15 protein-coding genes are annotated in these 17,216 nt (G+C 71.5%); 12 read left to right on the forward strand and 3 right to left on the reverse strand.

Annotation, left to right across the window (positions count from 1 at the left end; translation table 11 throughout):
• Positions 1 to 419: 419 nt before the first annotated feature.
• The 3 genes from B0I31_RS05545 (at position 420) to B0I31_RS05555 (ending at position 3,877) form a co-directional block, all read left to right on the forward strand.
• A complete protein-coding gene (locus tag B0I31_RS05545; RefSeq protein ID WP_181320007.1) occupies positions 420 to 1,808 on the forward strand; it encodes a cytochrome P450 in 1,389 nt (462 codons plus the stop codon).
• Positions 1,809 to 1,919: 111 nt separating this feature from the next.
• Positions 1,920 to 2,846 carry a terpene synthase family protein gene (locus B0I31_RS39915; protein WP_146173744.1) on the forward strand — a complete coding sequence of 309 codons (927 nt, stop codon included), beginning with the start codon at positions 1,920 to 1,922 and terminating at the stop codon, positions 2,844 to 2,846.
• A complete protein-coding gene (locus tag B0I31_RS05555; RefSeq protein ID WP_106614227.1) occupies positions 2,843 to 3,877 on the forward strand; it encodes a polyprenyl synthetase family protein in 1,035 nt (344 codons plus the stop codon). The genes B0I31_RS39915 and B0I31_RS05555 overlap by 4 nt, the downstream gene beginning before the upstream one ends.
• A 152-nt stretch (positions 3,878 to 4,029) precedes the next feature.
• Here the strand turns inward: B0I31_RS05555 and B0I31_RS05560 are convergent, their stop codons facing one another.
• Entirely contained in the window at positions 4,030 to 4,971 is a 942-nt protein-coding gene (locus tag B0I31_RS05560; RefSeq protein WP_106614686.1) for an aldo/keto reductase, read from the reverse strand.
• 46 nt (positions 4,972 to 5,017) lie between these two features.
• Between B0I31_RS05560 and pdxR the strand changes: the two genes are divergently transcribed.
• From pdxR to B0I31_RS05575, 3 genes are all read left to right on the forward strand, one after another.
• The gene (gene pdxR, locus B0I31_RS05565; RefSeq protein WP_245949710.1) at positions 5,018 to 6,409 is read left to right on the forward strand and encodes a MocR-like pyridoxine biosynthesis transcription factor PdxR; all 1,392 of its coding nucleotides are present in this window, start codon (positions 5,018 to 5,020) and stop codon (positions 6,407 to 6,409) included.
• Between the two features lie 67 nt (positions 6,410 to 6,476).
• On the forward strand, positions 6,477 to 7,211 hold the full coding sequence (locus tag B0I31_RS05570; RefSeq protein WP_106614229.1) for a hypothetical protein: 735 nt from the start codon (positions 6,477 to 6,479) through the stop codon (positions 7,209 to 7,211).
• A 64-nt stretch (positions 7,212 to 7,275) separates the two neighbouring features.
• On the forward strand, positions 7,276 to 8,127 hold the full coding sequence (locus B0I31_RS05575) for an alpha/beta fold hydrolase (RefSeq protein ID WP_106614230.1): 852 nt from the start codon (positions 7,276 to 7,278) through the stop codon (positions 8,125 to 8,127).
• 76 nt (positions 8,128 to 8,203) lie between these two features.
• On the opposite strand, the gene B0I31_RS05580 is transcribed toward B0I31_RS05575, so the two are convergent.
• Positions 8,204 to 8,647, reverse strand: a complete 444-nt coding sequence (locus tag B0I31_RS05580; protein WP_106614231.1) for a hypothetical protein — start codon at positions 8,645 to 8,647, stop codon at positions 8,204 to 8,206.
• 252 nt (positions 8,648 to 8,899) lie between these two features.
• Here B0I31_RS05580 and B0I31_RS42480 point away from each other — a divergent pair, with 252 nt between their 5' ends.
• Entirely contained in the window at positions 8,900 to 11,206 is a 2,307-nt protein-coding gene (locus tag B0I31_RS42480) for a tetratricopeptide repeat protein (protein ID WP_106614232.1), read from the forward strand.
• 507 nt (positions 11,207 to 11,713) lie between these two features.
• Here the strand turns inward: B0I31_RS42480 and B0I31_RS05590 are convergent.
• Positions 11,714 to 12,337, reverse strand: a complete 624-nt coding sequence (locus tag B0I31_RS05590) for a TetR/AcrR family transcriptional regulator (protein WP_106614233.1) — start codon at positions 12,335 to 12,337, stop codon at positions 11,714 to 11,716.
• Positions 12,338 to 12,441: 104 nt separating this feature from the next.
• On the opposite strand from B0I31_RS05590, the gene B0I31_RS05595 reads away from it, so the two are divergent.
• The 5 genes from B0I31_RS05595 (at position 12,442) to B0I31_RS05615 (ending at position 17,213) form a co-directional block, all read left to right on the forward strand.
• Entirely contained in the window at positions 12,442 to 13,368 is a 927-nt protein-coding gene (locus B0I31_RS05595) for a TIGR03564 family F420-dependent LLM class oxidoreductase (protein ID WP_106614234.1), read from the forward strand.
• A gap of 210 nt (positions 13,369 to 13,578) precedes the next feature.
• Entirely contained in the window at positions 13,579 to 14,301 is a 723-nt protein-coding gene (locus B0I31_RS05600) for a hypothetical protein (protein WP_146173745.1), read from the forward strand.
• The gene (gene bufB, locus B0I31_RS05605) at positions 14,301 to 15,137 is read left to right on the forward strand and encodes an MNIO family bufferin maturase (protein ID WP_106614236.1); all 837 of its coding nucleotides are present in this window, start codon (positions 14,301 to 14,303) and stop codon (positions 15,135 to 15,137) included. Before B0I31_RS05600 ends, bufB begins: the two co-directional genes overlap by 1 nt.
• Positions 15,127 to 15,933: an HvfC/BufC N-terminal domain-containing protein gene (locus B0I31_RS05610; RefSeq protein WP_106614237.1), complete on the forward strand. Its 807-nt coding sequence runs from the start codon at positions 15,127 to 15,129 to the stop codon at positions 15,931 to 15,933. The genes bufB and B0I31_RS05610 overlap by 11 nt, the downstream gene beginning before the upstream one ends.
• Positions 15,930 to 17,213 (forward strand): ferritin-like domain-containing protein, encoded by a 1,284-nt coding sequence (locus B0I31_RS05615; RefSeq protein WP_106614238.1) that lies wholly within the window; start codon positions 15,930 to 15,932, stop codon positions 17,211 to 17,213. Before B0I31_RS05610 ends, B0I31_RS05615 begins: the two co-directional genes overlap by 4 nt.
• Positions 17,214 to 17,216 lie beyond the last annotated feature (3 nt).

Below are 17,216 nucleotides of genomic sequence, written 5' to 3' on the forward strand. Positions count from 1 at the left end.
AGTGATCGCCAGCCGCGCCAACCACTCAACTGGAACGATCCACCAGGCCAAGTTAGCGCTAACAGATACTGTTGAAGCCAACGGAACCGAACAGCAGGCCCCGGCCCGGGCGATGCGGTGCGATCACCCGATCGACAGCCTCGAGCGACGTGATCGCCGAGTGCGGCTGGAGTGCGCGGCTGGAGTGCGCGGTGATCTGCGGCGGCCCGCGGGTGGGCCTTCCTGTCATTCGGTCAATCCGTTCGGGATGTCCGGCCCTGTCGAATATCGGCCATTCGGTCTAGTTGTCTGCTGTTGGTGGCCCAATTGCGGAATGGTCAATGAAGTATCTGCGGAACATATTTCCATCCAAGGTGTACTCGGCTAGTGTCATGTGCGATCCACCCGTCAACTGTTTCCTGCAGGATCGAGGATGGGGTATGGGGGCACGTGACCTGACGCCCGGCCAGGTCGCCTATCGGGAGGCCGGGAAGGTGCCCACGGTTCCACCGTGGAACCCGGCCAATCTGACGGCTTTCCGAAGGCGGCCGTTGGAGTACCTGGCCGATTGTGCGGGCAAGCACGGCGACTTATTCCGGTTCCACGTGCTCGGCCTGCCCATGATAATGGTGAACAACCCGGCCAACATCGAGCACGTACTGGTGCACAACTCCGAGAACTACGACCGGAATGCGCCGCTGTTCCGGGTCACCAGACCGGTGTTGGGAAACGGTCTCATCGGCAGTTCGGGTGGCGAACAATACCGCAGGCAGCGCAAGCTGATGCAACCCCACTTCCGGCCCGGTGTCGTCCTCAAGTTCACCGGCAACATGACGGACGAGATCGACGCGCTGATCGACGCCTGGCTGCCGCGGGCCGATGGCGATCAGGTCGTCAACGTCACCGACGACGTCGGCCAGGTGGCGCTGCGGATCGTCAACCGGTCGCTGTTCACCGCCGCGGTCGGGCACGCGGCCCAGCAGTTCGAGCGGGACTTCGCCGCGCTCAACGAGATCCTCGCCGGGTTCTTCTCGATGCCGTTCCCGCCGCTGAACACCCCCGGCAGGCGCAGGCGTCGGATGCGCGAGGCGATCGACAGGATGCACGGGTTCGTCTCGTCGTTCATCGAGCGCAGGCTCGCCGGTGAGGAGGAAGCCGACGACCTCCTCTCGATGCTCATGTCGGCGACCCACGACGACACGAACCAGTACATGGACGTCGAACAGCTGCGCGACGAGGTCCTCAACCTGGTCATCGGCGCGTTCGAGACCACCACCAACGCCGCTTCCTGGGCGCTGTACCTGCTGGCCACCCACCCCGAGGCGCAGGAACGGCTCTTCGCCGAGGTGCGGACCCACCTCGGCGACCGGACTCCCACCTACGCCGACCTCGGTCAGCTGTCCTACACGCGTTCGGTCGTCGAGGAGACGCTGCGGCTGTACTCCCCGGCGTACCAGACGATGCGCCACTGCGTCGCCGACGACGTCATCGCGGGCAAGCGCATTCCGGCCGGCGCCAACATCTACATCAACAGCTACCTGATGCACCGGCACCCGGACTTCTGGACCGACCCGGAGTCGTTCGACCCCGACCGGTTCTCGCCGCAGCGGTCGGCGGGCAGGCCCAAGCACGCTTTCATCCCGTTCGGCAGCGGACCGCGCATCTGCATCGGCAAGCACTTCGCCATGGCGGAGTTGCAGCTGATCGTGGCGATGATCGTCCGGAGGTTCCGGGTCCTGGTACCCGCCGGGCAACCGCCGGTCGAGCCTCAACCGCTGATCACCCTGCACCCCAAGGACGGCGTGCGCTTGACCCTGCTGTCCCGCTGACGTTCTTCCCCCGCTTGGAGCGCAACCGTGACCACACCCGACCCTCGGGCGGCTTTGGCCTGCCCGTTTCCGGCCAAACTGCACCCAGCCGTCCACACGGCACGCTCGCACGTGGACGACTGGGTGGTCTCGGCGGGCATCGTGCGCAAGCCCGCTTCCCTGGCACGCTTCGCCAACGCCGACTTCGCCGGTTTCGCCGCCGCGACCTACCCCGACACCGATGTGACGGGTGTGTTGCTCATGGCGGACTGGTTCGCGTGGCTCTTCCTCGTGGACGACGAACTCGACGACGGGATCACCGGAACCCGCCCGGACCACATCGGCGCCGTGCTGGCCGACATCGCCACCACGCTGCGTGCCCCGGACGACGCGAGCGCGGTCCCGGTCGGGAACACGGGCGCGGTGCGGGCGCTCGGCGACCTGTGGGCCAGGACGGCGCCGCGGGCCACGCCGGGCTGGCGGCGCCGGTTCGGCGCCCACGTCGGCGAGTGCTTCACCGCCGCCGCGTGGGAGGCGAACAACCGGGTGCACGACGTCGTGCCCGGCGAGGCCGTGTACGTCGAGCGACGCAGGCACACCGGCGCGATCTACGTCTGCATGGACCTGATCGAACCGATGCGCGACACCGAACTGCCCGACGACGTGCTGGCCGACCCCGTCTTCCGGGACGCGCTCGACGCCGCGTGCGACGTGGTGTGCTGGACCAACGACGTGTTCTCGCTGGAGAAGGAGCGCAGGCTCGGCGAGTGGCACAACCTGGTCGCCGTGGTCGGGCACGCCCGCGGCCTGTCGGACCAGGACGCGCTGCCGTTGGCCTGCGACATGATCGACGCTCGCACGGCCGAGTACGTCGAGCACGAGGCCGCGCTGCTCGCGGAGTTCGACACCGAACCCGTCCGCCGCTACGTCGAAGGCATGCGCACGTGGATCCGGGGCAACCTCGACTGGTCGCGGGCGACGCACCGCTACCGCGAAGGCGCCTCCGACGAGCACACCAGCCGCTATCTCGAGCCGAGCCTGATGGGAGGGTCGTCGTGACGGTCACCGATCAAGTCGACTCGAGGGCGTGGACCACGCTCGACGACATCAACGCCCTCGTGGAGCCGGAACTGCGGGCCGCGGTCGACCGGCTGCCCGCGGCGATGCGCCTCGTCGCGGGCTACCAGTTCGGTTGGTGGGACGCCGACGGCGTGCCGAGCCAGGGCGTCGGGGGGAAAGGGCTGCGGCCCGCCCTGACGGTGCTGTCCGCGGCTTGCGTCGGAGTGCCTCCGCAGGTGAGCGTCGGGGCCGCGGTGGCGGTGGAGTTGGTGCACAACTTCACCTTGCTGCACGACGACATCATGGACGGCGACGAGCTGCGCAGGCATCGGCCCAGCGGGTGGGCGGCCTTCGGGCCGCCCGCCGCCCTGCTCGCGGGCGACGTGCTGCTGGTGCTGGCCACCGACGTGCTCGCCGAGCGCAGCGGCCCCAACGCGGTGACCGCCGTGCGCACCCTCAACGCCGCCCTGTTCGCTTTGGTGGACGGGCAGAGCGCTGACGTGGCCTTCGAAAGAGCACCCGACGTCTCCCTCGACGCGTGCCTGGCGATGGCGGCGGGCAAGACGGCGGCGCTGATGGAGTGCGCCTGCGTGCTGGGTGCGCACGTGGCGGGCGTCCGCACGGACCGGACCGACCACCTCGGCCGGTTCGGGCACCACCTCGGCCTCGCCTTCCAGCTCACCGACGACCTGATCGGGATCTGGGGGGACCCCACGGCCACGGGCAAGAGCGTCGGCGCCGACCTGCGCGTCCGCAAGAAGTCCCTGCCGGTCGTCGCCGCGCTGCGCTCGCCGCACCCGGCAGCGCGGCGGCTGCGCGACTTCTACGTCGCCGACACCCCGCTCACCGACGCGGACACCGCGACCATGGCCACCCTCGTCGACGAACTCGGCGGCAGGTCCTGGGCCGAGAAAGCCGCGAGCCACCACCTGACCGAAGCGCTCGCCCACCTCGACGCCGCGAACCCGGAAGCGGACGCGGCGGCCGACCTGACCGCGTTGGCGGGTCTGGTGGACAGGCGCACGCGGTAGTCGGTGGACACGGGCCGACTCCACGACGGTCGGAGCCGACCCGGCCGCTCGGAGGTGGCCAACGTGTTCAGCCGCCTCAGCGCGACGCGGCCGCACGCCTCCGGTCGAGGGCCGGGGCTCGCCGGAACCCCCGGGTCCGGCGAACCCGGCCGTCACGCCGCCGCGTCCAGTCGTCGGCGCTGCTCGTCGGTCAGGTCCAGTGCCGCACCGGCGAGCGCGTCGTCCAGTTGCCCGACCGTGCTGACGCCGACGATCGGGGTGGCGGCGGGGCTGCCGCCGGTCAGCCACGCCAGCACCACCTGGTTGCGGTTGGCGCCGGTTTCGTCGGCGATCTCGTCCAGCACGGCCAGTCGGTCGGTCGTGCCGGCGTGGTCGTACTCGGCGGCCAGCGGCTTGTCCGCGCGGGTGTAGCGGCCGCTGAGCAGTGGTGTGTAGGCCCACAGCGCCATGTCCGGGTGGTGTTCCAGGTAGTGGATCACCTCGTCGCTGACGGCGCCGAACCGGTGCACCACCGTGGGTTGCGTGCCGGGACGCGGTCGCAGGTAGGTGTGGTGCTGCTGCACGGCCGTGAAGCCGACGCCGCCGCGGTCCCGGGCGATCTGCCGGGCCCGTTCGACCTGCCAGACGGGGTAGTTGGAGCAGCCGAGGCGGCCCACCGCGCCCGCGGACACCAGCTCGTCGAACGCGGCGACCGTCTCCTCCAGCGGTGTCACCGGATCGGGCTTGTGCGCCCAGTACAGCTCGACGTGGTCCGTGCCGAGCCGGCGGAGGCTGCCCTCGATCCCCTTCTTGACCACCCCGGCCGACAGGCCCTCGGCGGTCTCCGGGAACCGCCCGGCCTCGGTCGGCTCGCACCCCACCTTGGTGCTGATCCGGACGCGGTCGCGGACGCCGGGCCTGCTCGCCAGCCAGCGTCCCAGCAACGCCTCGCTCTGCCCGCCGAAGCCGCTCGCGTCCTCCCAGAACGAGTAGCAGTTCGCGGTGTCGATCCACACGCCGCCCGCGTCCACGAAGCGGTCCAGGATCTCGAACGACCGGCGTTCGTCGGTCACCGTGCCGAACAACATCGCGCCCAGGGCGAGCTTCTCAACCATGTCCACCACGGTAGGGCGATTCGGCTCGGCACTACGCTCCAATCCCGTGGCTGTTTCCCAGACCAATTTCGCGTGGGCGACGCTCGTGGAGGTCGGCGGGCGTGGCCGGCTGCACGACCGGGTGGCGCGCGGGTTGCGCACCGCGATCCGGGACGGCCGGCTGGCGGAGGGTGACGCCGTGCCGCCGAGCCGGGCGCTGGCCGAGGAGCTGGGCTGCTCGCGCTGGGTCGTGACGGAGGCGTACGGGCAGCTCATCGCGGAGGGCTACCTCGCCGCGCGGGTGGGTTCGGCGACGCGCGTTTCGTGGTCGCCCCAGACTGCGGCGAAACCCCGCGCGCGGCGCGCACCGGCCGGGCCCGCGATCCGGTACGACCTCGCGCCCGGACTGCCCGACCTGCGCGCGTTCCCCCGGCGGCGGTGGGCGGACGCCGTGCGGTCGGTCATCGGCTCGGCCGGCCACTACGACCTCGACCTGCCGGACCCGGCCGGGCACGCGGTGCTGCGCGCCACCCTCGCGCAGTACCTGCGGCGTTCCCGCGGCGCGGACGCCGAGGCCGCGTCGGTGTCGGTGTGCGCCGGCGTCACGGACGGCCTGGCCCGCACGTGCCGCGCGCTGCGCGCCGAGGGGATCACGGACCTGGCCGTGGAGGACCCGGGCTGGCCCCGGCTGCGTGCTGCCGCGTCCAGTGCCGGTCTGCGCGTGCACCCCGTGCCGGTGGACGACGACGGCCTCCGCGTGGACGACCTGGCGCACACCCCGGCCCGCGCGGTCGTGGTGGGCGCGGCACACCAGTTCCCGACCGGCACGGTGCTGTCACCGGCGCGTCGGGCCGGCCTGGTCCGCTGGGCCCGCGAGGTGGACGGGTTCGTCATCGAGGACGACTACGACGCCGAGTTCCGCTACGACCACCACCCGGTTGCCGTGATGCAGGGCCTGGACCCCGGCCGGGTCTTCCTGCTGGGCACGGTCAGCAAGACCCTCTCACCGGCGCTGGGCCTGGGCTGGCTGGTCGCGCCCGCCCCGGTGGTCCCGGCGCTGCGGGCGGCGAACCCGGTGGCCGCCGCCCCGCCGGTGCTGGACCAGCTGGCGCTGGCCACGTTCATCGACCGGGGCTGGTACGACGCCCACCTGCGGGCGTCCCGCCGTCGGTTCCGCACCCGCCGCGACCTGCTGCTCACCACCTTGGCCACCCGGCTGCCGCAGGCCCGCGCCTCGGGCACGGCCGCGGGCCTGCACGTCCTGCTGCACCTGCCGGACGGCACCGACACCCGCGGCACGGTCCGCGCCGCGGCGGCCGCCGGACTGCGGCTGGCCGACCTCGACGACTACCGCGTGAAGCCCTCGCCGGGCCGCGCCCTCGTCCTCGGGTACGGCAACATCGGCGACACCGAGATCCCCGCGGCCGTGGCGCTCCTCGGTGAAGTCCTGACGCGCTGATCATCACCGTGCGTACCCGATAACCCCGAAACCGTGACGTTACGCTGACCTCGGGAGGTGGTGCGGGGTGCGGATGCCGTTTCGCGTGCACGCGTCGGTGCGGCCGGAGTTCGAGCGGCGGTGGGCGCGGGTGCGGGCGTTGGTCCTGCTCGGGTTCCTCGCGCCGCCCGCGGTGAGCCTGGTCGTCGCCCTGATCGCGCCCTGGTCCGGTGTGGTCGTGGTGGGATGGGTGCTGCTGGTGATCGGTGGCGCGGTGCCGGTGTGGTTCCTGGTCGGGCGCGGCTACGTGCACCGGCCCGGGTGGTGGGCGGGGCTGGTCGCGTACACCGGCGCGGCGCAGGCGCTCGGCGTCGGCCTGCTCACCCGGCACGTCCTGCTCGCCGTGCCCGCGGTCGTCGCCACCGCGGTCGCCGGAGTGCTGGTGACGAAGGCGAAGGCGGTGCTGCTGGACGAGGTCGGCGGCGCGATCGCCGGTACCACGATCGGCGTGCGCAGCGGATCGCGGCAGGTGCGCAACGCCACCGGGCACCCCGTGCTCGCGCACGCGGACTTCGACGGCGAACTGCTGCGCTGGCACGTCGTCACCGGACCGTCCACCCCGGACGTCTCCGGCGGCGAGCTGCCGTTGGACAGGATCACCGACGTGTGGGTGGCCGAGACGCCCGCCGCGCCCGGTGGCGAGGTGGTAGTGGTCCGCACCGCCGCCGGGCACGACCTCGAACTGGTCGTCGGGCACCCGCACGACTTCGCCGCCCTCCTCGACCGCCGGTTGCGCCTGCTCCGGGAGGACGACTGGTCGTAGCGTGACGTCGGCCGTTGTTACTCGTTGGTCAAGCAGACGTCCGACGACGGAAGGGGCAGCGGCCATGGCGACCGAACGGTTGCGGCTGGAGGACGGCACGGAGCTGAACGTGGCACGCAGCGGCCCGCCCGACGCCGAGTTGACCGTGGTGCTCGCCCACGGCTACGCGCTCGACCACCGCAGCTGGCACCGGGTGGTGGCGGCGCTGCCGGCATCCGTGCAGGTGATCGCCTACGACCACCGCGGCCACGGCACGTCCTCACCGGCCGACAAGGACTCCGCGACGATCGAGCGGTTGGGCGACGACCTCGGCGAGCTGGTCGAACGGCTGGTGCCCGAGGGGCGGGTCGTCCTCGCCGGTCACTCGATGGGCGGCATGGCCGCGATGGCGATGGCCGAACGCCGTCCCCGCCTGTACCGGCAGCGGGTGGCGGGCGTGGTGTTCGTCTCGACCGCGGCGACGGACCTGGCCGAGACGTCGCTGGCGTGGCCCAAGGCGCTGGGCAAGCTGGTCCGCGAGCTGGAACGCGCGTTCGGGCCGCTGGTGCGCGCGGTGCGGGAGAAGATCGAGCCCGCGAAGACGGCCGGGTTGCGCTGGTGGCTGTTCGGCGACGAGCCGCGCCAGGAGGACGTCGACCTCACCGCGGACATGGTGTGGTCGCACTGGCCGGAGACCATCGCGCTGTTCCGGCCCGCGGTCGACCGGTACGACCGGGAGGCGGCGCTGACCGTCGCCGGTGAGCGCCCGGTGATCGCGATCGTCGGCGACGAGGACCGGCTGGTGCCCGAGTCCAACGCCAAGGCGTTGGCCGCGGTGGTCGGCGGCGAGTCGGTCGTGGTGGAGGACGCGGGCCACATGCTGCCACTGGAAGCGCCCGCCGAGGTGGCGGCCCGGATCATGGAACTGGGCGCCTGACCCGCGCGTGCCCGGCGACCGCGCTCGGCCGCCGGGCACGCGGTCCACTGTGGATCGCCGTTCCCCCTTACCGCGATCAGGACGGCGGCGCGGACCGGTAGCTCTCGGTGTAGTAGTCGCCGAGGCGTTGCCGGTACTCGTCGGCGTCGAACGTGTCCGCGTCGTACTCCGGCGCCTGCCGCACCTGCTCCTTGGTGCGGTCGACGAAGACCTTCTTCGCGTCGTGGTCGACCTCGGCGACGGCGCCCACCGGCAGCACGACCTTCCGGTGGGACAGCCCCGTGCCGGCGTCGACCAGCAGGCAGTCGGCGGGCACCCGGGCGTTGGACCGGTCGACCTCGCCGATCGAGCCGTCCAGCGCCTCGACCTGGTACCCGAGCAGGCCGATGTCCGGGCGCTCGTGGCGATCCGCGGCCCGGGTGGCCTCGTCGGCCTCGGGGGAGTCGGTGTCGCGCCGGTGGAGCAGTTCCGCGACGTTGCGCCAGACCCACGGCGCGAAGGGGATGTGGAGCGGCTGCATCTCGGCCTCCTTGGTCGGATGGACAATCGGGGAGTACCCGTTCGAGTGACTGTTGAGTCTTTTGGTTACTTTGTGCGCATGATAACTTCAGTGTTAACTGAAGTGAGTCCTCCGGTCGGGGTGCGGCACTGGATCGGCACCGAGCGCAGCTGTTAGGTTCGATCACTGGCGGTGATAAGGGCCGTGGGGTGAGGTAGCCGGTGTTGCCTGAGCCGATCGTGAACGCCTCGGTGCCAAGGACGGGCGGCAGCCGTGGGTGAGCCGCCGGTCGTCCACGTCGAAGGCGGCGCCGGGGTCCAGATCGGCTCCGGCAACCAGCAGACCAACCACTACTACGCGGCCACCGGACCGCGGTGGCCCGTCCGGGTGGGCGCGGTGCCGATGGTGGCCGACTGCTACCAGGAGCGCGCAGTCGGGGACGGCCTCGCCGACCCGACCACGACCGTGATCACCGGGATGGGCGGCGTGGGCAAGACCCAGATCGCCGCCCGGCACGTCCGCGCGTCGTGGACCGATCCGGCCGTCGACCTGGCCGTGTGGGTCACGGCCGTGGACCGGGACGCGATCGTCGCCGGTTACGCGCAGGCCGCGCAGGCGATCGGGCAGGCCACCCGTGACGACGACCCCGCGGCGGCGGCCCAGGCTTTGGTGAACTGGCTGGCCACCACCGACCGCCGCTGGGTGGTCGTGCTCGACGACGTGCAGGACCCCGGTCACGTGCACGGCCTCTGGCCGCCGGGCGGAGGCCGCACGATCGTGACCACCCGCCGCCGGGACGCCGCGTTGCGCCGCACCGACCGGCGGATCGTGGAAGTCGACCCGTACACGGCGGCCGAGTCGACGGCCTACCTGCGGTCGAAGGTGGCGCGGCCGGACCTGCTCGACGGCGCCGCAGAGCTCGTCGCCGAGCTGGGCGGGCTGCCGCTGGCCCTGGCGCAGGCCGCGGCGTTCGTGCAGGACGTGGAGATCACTTGCGCGGAGTACGTGCGGCAGTTCCGCGCGGGCCGTGACGTCGCGCCGGACGCGTTGCCGGACGAGCACCGGCACACGGTCGACCGGACGTGGGCGCTGTCGGTCGAACGGGCCGACGAGCTGGCGCCGGCGGGCGTGGCGCGGCCGTTGCTGGAGCTGCTGTCGTTCCTCGATCCCAACGGCATCCCCACGGCGGTGGTGACGACTTCGGTGACCTTGGCCTACCTCGGGGTGCGCGCCAACCGGCCGGTGTCCGCGGAGGATGCCCTGCGCGCGGTGCAGGTGCTGCGCCGGCTGAGCCTCGCCGACACCGACCAGGCGCAACCCCACCTCGGTCTCCGCGTCCACGCCCTGGTGCAGCGCGCGACCCGTGCGGCGATGGAGAGAGGCCCCCTGATCGCCAACTTCTCGGCCCAGGCGCTGCTCGACAGCTGGCCGGAGATCGAACGCGACCACGTTTTGGGGCAAGCTCTCCGGGCGAACGCCGCCGAACTGATGCGGCACGCGTTCTCCGCTCTCTGGAGCGACGGTGGGCACGCCGTGCTGCACCGGTACGGCCGGAGCATGGGCGAGGCCGGTCTGGCCGGTTCCGCGCGGGACTACTTCGAGCGCATGTCCGCGGTGGCCGCCCGGGTGCTCGGTGCGGATCATCCGACGACGCTCACCCTGCGCGGTGAGCTGGGTACCTGGCGGGGTTACTCGGGTGACGTCGCGGGCGCGGTCGCCGAGTTGGAGCGGCTGCTCGCCGACCGGGTGCGATTAGCGGGGCCTGAGGACGAGACGACGCTGACCACGCGGCACAACCTCGCGTACTGGCGGGGTGAGGCCGGTGACCTGGCCGGTGCGCTGGCCGAGCTCGACCGGCAGAGGGAGGTCGAGCGCCGGGTGCTGGGGGAGGACGACCCTCGGACGCTGACGACCCGTTACACGCGTGCCCTGTGGCGTGGCCGTGCGGAAGGGGCGGCGAGTGTGGTCGCCGAGTTCGAGCGCCTCCTCGCCGACTGGGTGCGGGTGCGCGGTGCGGACGACCCCGGCACGTTGACGGTGTGGCACGAGTTGGCGAGTTGCCGTGGGAAGGCCGGTGATCCGGCGGGCGCGGTGGTCGAGTTCGGGCGCTTGGTCGCGGACCAGGAGCGGGTGCACGGCCGCGAACACCCGCACACCCTGGCCGCCCGGCACGAGCTGGCGGACTGGCGGGGTGAGGCCGGGGACGTGGCCGGTGCGGCGGCGGAGTTCGAACGACTGGTCGCGGACGAAGTCCGGCTGCGTGGACCGGATCACCCGTCCACGCTGGACGCCCGGAGCGGCCTGCTACGCCACCGTGCCCGCCTCGGCAACCTGCCGGCGGTGGCGGAGGGGCTGGAGCAACTGCTCGCGGACCGCACGCGGGTGCTGGGCCCCGACCACCCCCGGACGCTGACGACCCGGGGAAGCCTCGCGACCGTTCGAGGTGGTTGCGGCGACGTGGCGCGTGCGGTGGCCGAGACCGAACAACTCCTGCACGACCGGATCCGCGTACTCGGACCGAACCACCCCGACACTCGTGCTACCCAGGAGCACTTGGCTTTCTGGCGCGCACGATCATGACGCGCGACACCCGACCCGACACCATCCGGACCATGCCGTCGTAGCGCGACCGCACCCCGTCTTCACCTGACGTCGCCCCACCGCCTGCGGTACCGTGGATCCTGAGCGTCCGCGAGCCCCGAGGGTCTGCGCACTCAGGCCACCGGCCCTGCTGGGGCTCCGGGATTCACCCGGTCCAGCGATCAGGGCCGGCAACTTTTCCGACGATGATTTCGTTGCCGGGAAAGAAGGAGGCGGCGGCGCGGCACCCGAGCTGTCGGCCTCGGACCTCGCGACGAGCGCATGACCGTTCTCCTCCTAGCCCTCGAGCCTGCGGTTCCGCCGGAGACCACGGGCATCACGGGCATGACGGGGACATAGGCCATCACGGGCCGGAGCCGCGCACGGCAGCCCGACCCCAGGCACCCGACCTCAGGCACCCGACCTCAGGCACCCGACCTCAGGCACCCGACCTCAGGCACCCGACCCCAGCCGATAGGGCTCCGTGTCAGGCGATTGGGCTCCGCGTCACAGTCCGGAGCGGGTGACCTGCCCGGAGCGGGCGACCAGCCGCTTGTCGGTGGCGCGGCGCAGGAGTCCACCGGCGACGAGGGCCACCAGCCTGTCGGCGCGTCGCGCCGGGTCCGGGAGTGATTCGGTGGCCAGGGAGATGCCGTTGGCGAGGTGGAGGACTTCGTCGACGGTGACGCCCAGGTCGATCGAGCCCTCCTGATGGGCGCGGGCGAGGAGTTGCCGCGCGGCTTCGCGGATCATGGCGTGCGGCGAGAACTCCGGGTCGGAGTCGTAGCCCGTCAGCGCCGGTCCGAGCCCTCGTGCGGTGGCGGCGTGTGCCACGACGTCACGCAGCCACGTCACCAAAGCCGCGCCCGCCTGCGCTGCGGTCGCCAGGTCGTCGGCGCGGGCGCACAACGTCCGCACGCGATCGCGGAGCACTGCCGCCAGCAGGTCCGCGCGGTTGGGGAAGTGGCGGTGGAGGGTGGCCGAGCCGACGCCGGCGCGGCGGGCGATTTCTTCCAGGGACGCGCCGGTGCCGGCCTCGGCGATCACGGCGCTCGCTGCGGCGACCAGCTTGTCGCGGTTGCGCTGTGCGTCGGCTCGCCGCCGGACTGGCGTGCCCGGGTTGTCTCCCATCGGTCCGACGACCTCCTGGCTAAGTGGGGTGGTGACCCCATATCGTAGCGTGGGTTAAGTGGGGGGATCGCCCCACTTAAGGCGGACGCGGATGGGGACGGAAGATGCGGATCGGGTTGGCGGTCGGTGACGTGCGTGGTCCTGTGCCGCTGGACGCGGTGGTGGATCAGGTGCGGGTGGCGGCTGAGGGGGGCTTCGCCACGGCGTGGTCGAGTCAGGCGTTGGGATGGGACGCGTTGACCACCATCGCGGTGGCCGGTGCCGCGGTCGCCGATGTCGCTGTCGGCACGGCGGTGGTTCCGGTTCCGCAGCGGCACCCGTTGGTGTTGGCCGGGCAGGCGCTGACGGTGCAGGCGGCGGTGGCGGGACGGCTGACGCTGGGCGTGGGCGCGGGTGTCGGCGCGATGGTGTCGGGGATGTTCGGGCTGCCCACCGACCGGCCCGTGCAGCGGATGCGTGAGTACCTGACGGTGCTCGGCCCGCTGCTGCGCGGGGACAGCGTCGACTACCGCGGCGAGACGCTCACGGCGGTCGGGGCGGTGACCGTTCCCGCCGGGGTGCCGGCGCCGCCGGTGCTGGTCGCGGCGATGGGGCCGGGCATGGTTCGCTTGGCGGGAGAACTCGCTGACGGGGCCGTGACGTGGATGACGGGGCCGAAAGCCCTCGGCGGGCACATCGTCCCCGTCATCACCAAGGCGGCGGCCGACGCCGGGCGACCGGCACCGCGGGTCGTCGCCGGCCTGCCCGTGTGCGTCACCGACGCGGCCGACGACGTCAGGGCCCGCATCGCCGCGCAGTTCGCGCTCGCCGCCCGGGTGCCCGAGTACCGCGCGACCCTCGACCGGGAAGGGGTGGCCGGGCCGCAGGACGTCGCCGTCGTCGGCACCGAAACCGAAGTGGCACGGGCACTTGCCCGGTTCCGCGATGTCGGCGTCACCGAATTCCTGGCCGCGCCCTATGGAACCGGCGACGAACAAGACCGCACTGTCGACCTGCTCCGAGGGTTGGCAGCACCTGTGGGGCCCGCCTGAGCACTCCGGTGAACCTTCACGTTCGAACCCACCACCGAGGAGTCTTCTCACTGAACGTGATGGCTGCCGCCCTCGAATTGATGACCCTCATTCCCCGATCGAGGTGGGGTGCTGTTTCGCCCGGCCCTCGGCGTATCCCCGGTGTAGAAGGGATTGGGTCGGTCCCGCTCGGGGCCGGGTGGCGCTCCACTGGGGAAGGTGGTCGCGGAGATGGGTGGCAAGCGGGATGAACCCGGTGGCGATGGCCATGACGGGATGTCGGCGGAGCACGCGGCGCTGTTCCTGACCGGTGGGCCGGTGGGGCGGGAGTTGCGGGAGAGCAGCCACGAGGCAGGTGGTCCGCGGGAGAGCATGACGACGTCCGGGACCACGCCGGTGCTCGAGTTGCACGTGTGCATGGGGCTCAACGCGTGCAAGGGGCATGACGAGTCCGGCGACGCGAAGCTGCCTGGCGAGGGGAGCTGTGCCACGGCGTTGCACGTCTGCCACGGCGACAACCAGTGCCGGGGCCAGGGCGGCTGCGGTTACGCGGGCAGTGAGGTGGAGCAGACCAAGCCGGGCGAGCAGTCGTGCAGTGCCAACGGCAGTTGTGCCAGCCCGATCAACGAGTGCCGGGTCGCGTCGGCGGGGCCGTTCAAGGGCACCAGCGTGTGGAAGTTGGCCCGCAACCGGTTCGAGGCGCGGATGTGGTCGGCCGGTGTCGCGTTCAACCCGGCGCCCGGCATCGGTTACCCGAACGACAAGGTGCCGCCGTACGAGACGGATCGCGAGCAGCTGTTCGCCACGCTGAACGCGAGGCCGATCGTGACCCCGAGGGGTGGCGAGGCCGAGGAGGCACCGAAAGCCGAGGAGGCACCGAAAGCCGAGAAGGCGCCGAAGGCCGAGGAACATGAGAAGGCCGGCGTGCTGCCGCGTTACGTGGGCCGTACCTGATGCCGGGGACCGACCGGCTCGGCCTGCCGGAGCTGGGGTTCGGCGTCGGCCTGCGCTCGCGCCACGCCGACCAGGTGCTCCGGAGACCGTCCGGGGTGGACTGGTTCGAGGTCATCACGGAGAACGTCCTGGACAACGGCGGCTACGCCCGGTACCTGCTCGACCAGGTCGCCGAGCGGTTCCCGGTGGTGCTGCACGGCGTGTCGCTGTCGATCGGGAGCACCGACCCGCTCGACCTGGACTACCTGCGCCGGGTGGAGCGGCTGGCCACCGGTGTGGGTGCCGCGTGGGTGTCGGACCACCTGTGCTGGACCGGTGTCCTCGGGCTGAACACCCACGACCTGCTGCCGCTGCCGCTGACCGAGGAGTCGTTGCGGCACGTGGTGCGCCGGGTCCGGGTCGCGCAGGACGTACTGGAGCGCCCGCTGGTGTTGGAGAACCCCAGCACGTACCTGGCTTTCACGGAGTCGACCGTGCCGGAGAGCGAGTTCCTGGCCCGGTTGGCGGAGGAGTCCGGGTGCGGGTTGCTGCTGGATGTGAACAACGTCTACGTGTCGGCCGTCAACCACGAGTTCGACCCGTACGACTACATCCGGACCCTGCCCGCCGACCGGATCGTGTACTTGCACCTCGCGGGACACACGGACCGCGGCACGCACCTGATCGACACGCACGACCAGCCGGTGGCCGATCCGGTGTGGGACCTGTACGAGTTCACCACGGGTCTGCTGCCGCCGGTGTCGGTGCTGTTGGAGTGGGACGACCGGATCCCGCCGTTCGGGGTCCTGACCGCCGAGTTGGACAAGGCCCGGGAGCGGACGGCCCGTGTCGGCTGAGCGGTTGCGCCTGCTGCAGACCTGGTTGCAGGGCGCGATCCTGGATCCGGCGGGCGCCGGTGACGTGACGGACGTGGTGGTGACGACGGCACGGCTGCCCGCGGCCCGGCGGCTGGCGATCTACCAGCACGGCTACCGCTCCCGGTTGGTCGACTGCCTGACCGCGCACTACCCGGTCGCCCGGCACCTGCTCGGCGCGGAGCTGTTCGAGGAGTTCGCCCGGGAGTACCTGGCGGCCCGCCCTTCGCGCAGCTACACGTTGGAGGCGCTCGGCGCGGGGTTCGCGGACCACCTGGCCGCCGGTCGTCCGGACCTGGTCGCTGGGGAGCGGGAGCCGTGGATCGACCTGCTCTACGACGTCGTCCGGTTCGAACGGGCCTTCACCGAGGCGCACGCCGCGGCCGGTGCGGAGTTCCGCGAACCACCGCCGCCCGCACCGGCGCTCGGCGCGCCGGGTTGGGCCGACACCGTCGTGTCCACTGTGGAGTGCTTGAGGTTGGTGCGCGCCGGTTTCCCGGTGCACGCCTTTGCCGTCGCGGTGCGTGCCGGGCAGGACCCGCCGCTGCCGCAGCCGCGTGAGGTGCGGCTGGTGTTGGCGCGCACCGATTTCGTGGTGACCGCGGCGGAACTGGACGAACCGCGCTACCGGCTGCTGACGGCGCTGCGGGACGGGGTGCCGCTGGGCCGGGCCGGTGATGACGCCGGGTTGACCCCGCCGGAGGCCGACGCGTGCCTGCGCACCTGGACGGCCGATCGACTGATCGTCGGAACCAACGGAAGGACGTCGCACCGATGACCACCACCCACACCGCTGTCCCCGCAGCGTACCGGCCACCCAAGGCCGACAAGCCGATCGACTCCGTCGACTCGCTGTTCTCGCACCTCTACGACGCGGCCCGGTTGGAGCTGTCGACCATCCCGCTGTACCTGTACGCCGCGTACTCGATCAAGACGGACAACGTGTCGCAGTGGTCGGCGGGTCCGGGCGCGTTCCGGCTGATCAAGAGCATCGTGGTGGAGGAGATGCTGCACCTGTCGCTGGTGCGCAACCTGATCGTGGCGATCGGGCGTGGCGACCAGATCAGGTTCCAGCACAAGGACTTCGTCCCGACGTACCCCTCGCCGATGCTGCACCGGGTGCCGGAACTCACCCTCAGCCTGGCGCCGCTGACCACGGAGTTGGTGTCGGACGTCTTCATGCCGCTGGAGCTCCCGGCGAAGGTGGGCGCGCCGCCGGAGTCGGGTGAGTACCAGACGATCGGCCAGTTCTACAAGGCGATCTTCGACGGTTTCCAGCGGCTGTGCGGTGTCGATCCCGCGGTGCCCGCCCGGCTGGGACCACCCGGTGAGCAGGAGCTGGAGCTGTTCAAGCACAACCGGCTGGATTTGCAGTACACCAACACCTACTGGAACGAGGGCGGTGGTGGCGCGCCGATCATCGTGAACGACCTGCACGCGGCGCTCACCGCGATCAACGTGATCGTGGAGCAGGGCGAGGGCATGGACCCGGACCAGCAGGTGGTGCCGCTGGACCCGGCGGACCCGAAGACGGACCTGGCGACGGGCCTGTTCGAGGCGCCGCACTACGTGAAGTTCAAGCGCATCGCGGACGGCTGGGAACTCATCGGCGACGTCCACCGGGTGCCGGAGAACCCGCGCGTGGCCGAATACCCCGAAGGTCCGGTCCGTGACCTGGGGCAGTTGGCGTGCGCCGCCTACACCTACGTGCTGGCGCTGCTGGACGAGCTGTACGACACCTCGGGCAAGGACGTGAAGCCGGGTGCGACGAGCCGGCGTTACGGGTTGGAGCGCGTGTTCGTCGCGGCGATGCAGGGCCTGCTGTTCGGGGTGATCAAGGAGTTGGTCCGCACGCCGATCACCGAGGGGCCTTACCGGGGACTGCAGGCCGCGCCGACGTTCGAGTACTACGAGTTCCCCGAGGACGTGCCGATGACCCAGCACCTGAAGGAGCTGTGCGAGCGCGTGCTGCCGCACTTCCCGGCGCTCGGCGGGGACAACAGCGTCCTGTGGCTGATCAGCGACCAGATGCCGAAGGACCTCGGCACCCACCGTTGACGA

The organism is Saccharothrix carnea (assembly GCF_003014735.1).
GTDB lineage: Bacteria > Actinomycetota > Actinomycetes > Mycobacteriales > Pseudonocardiaceae > Actinosynnema > Actinosynnema carneum.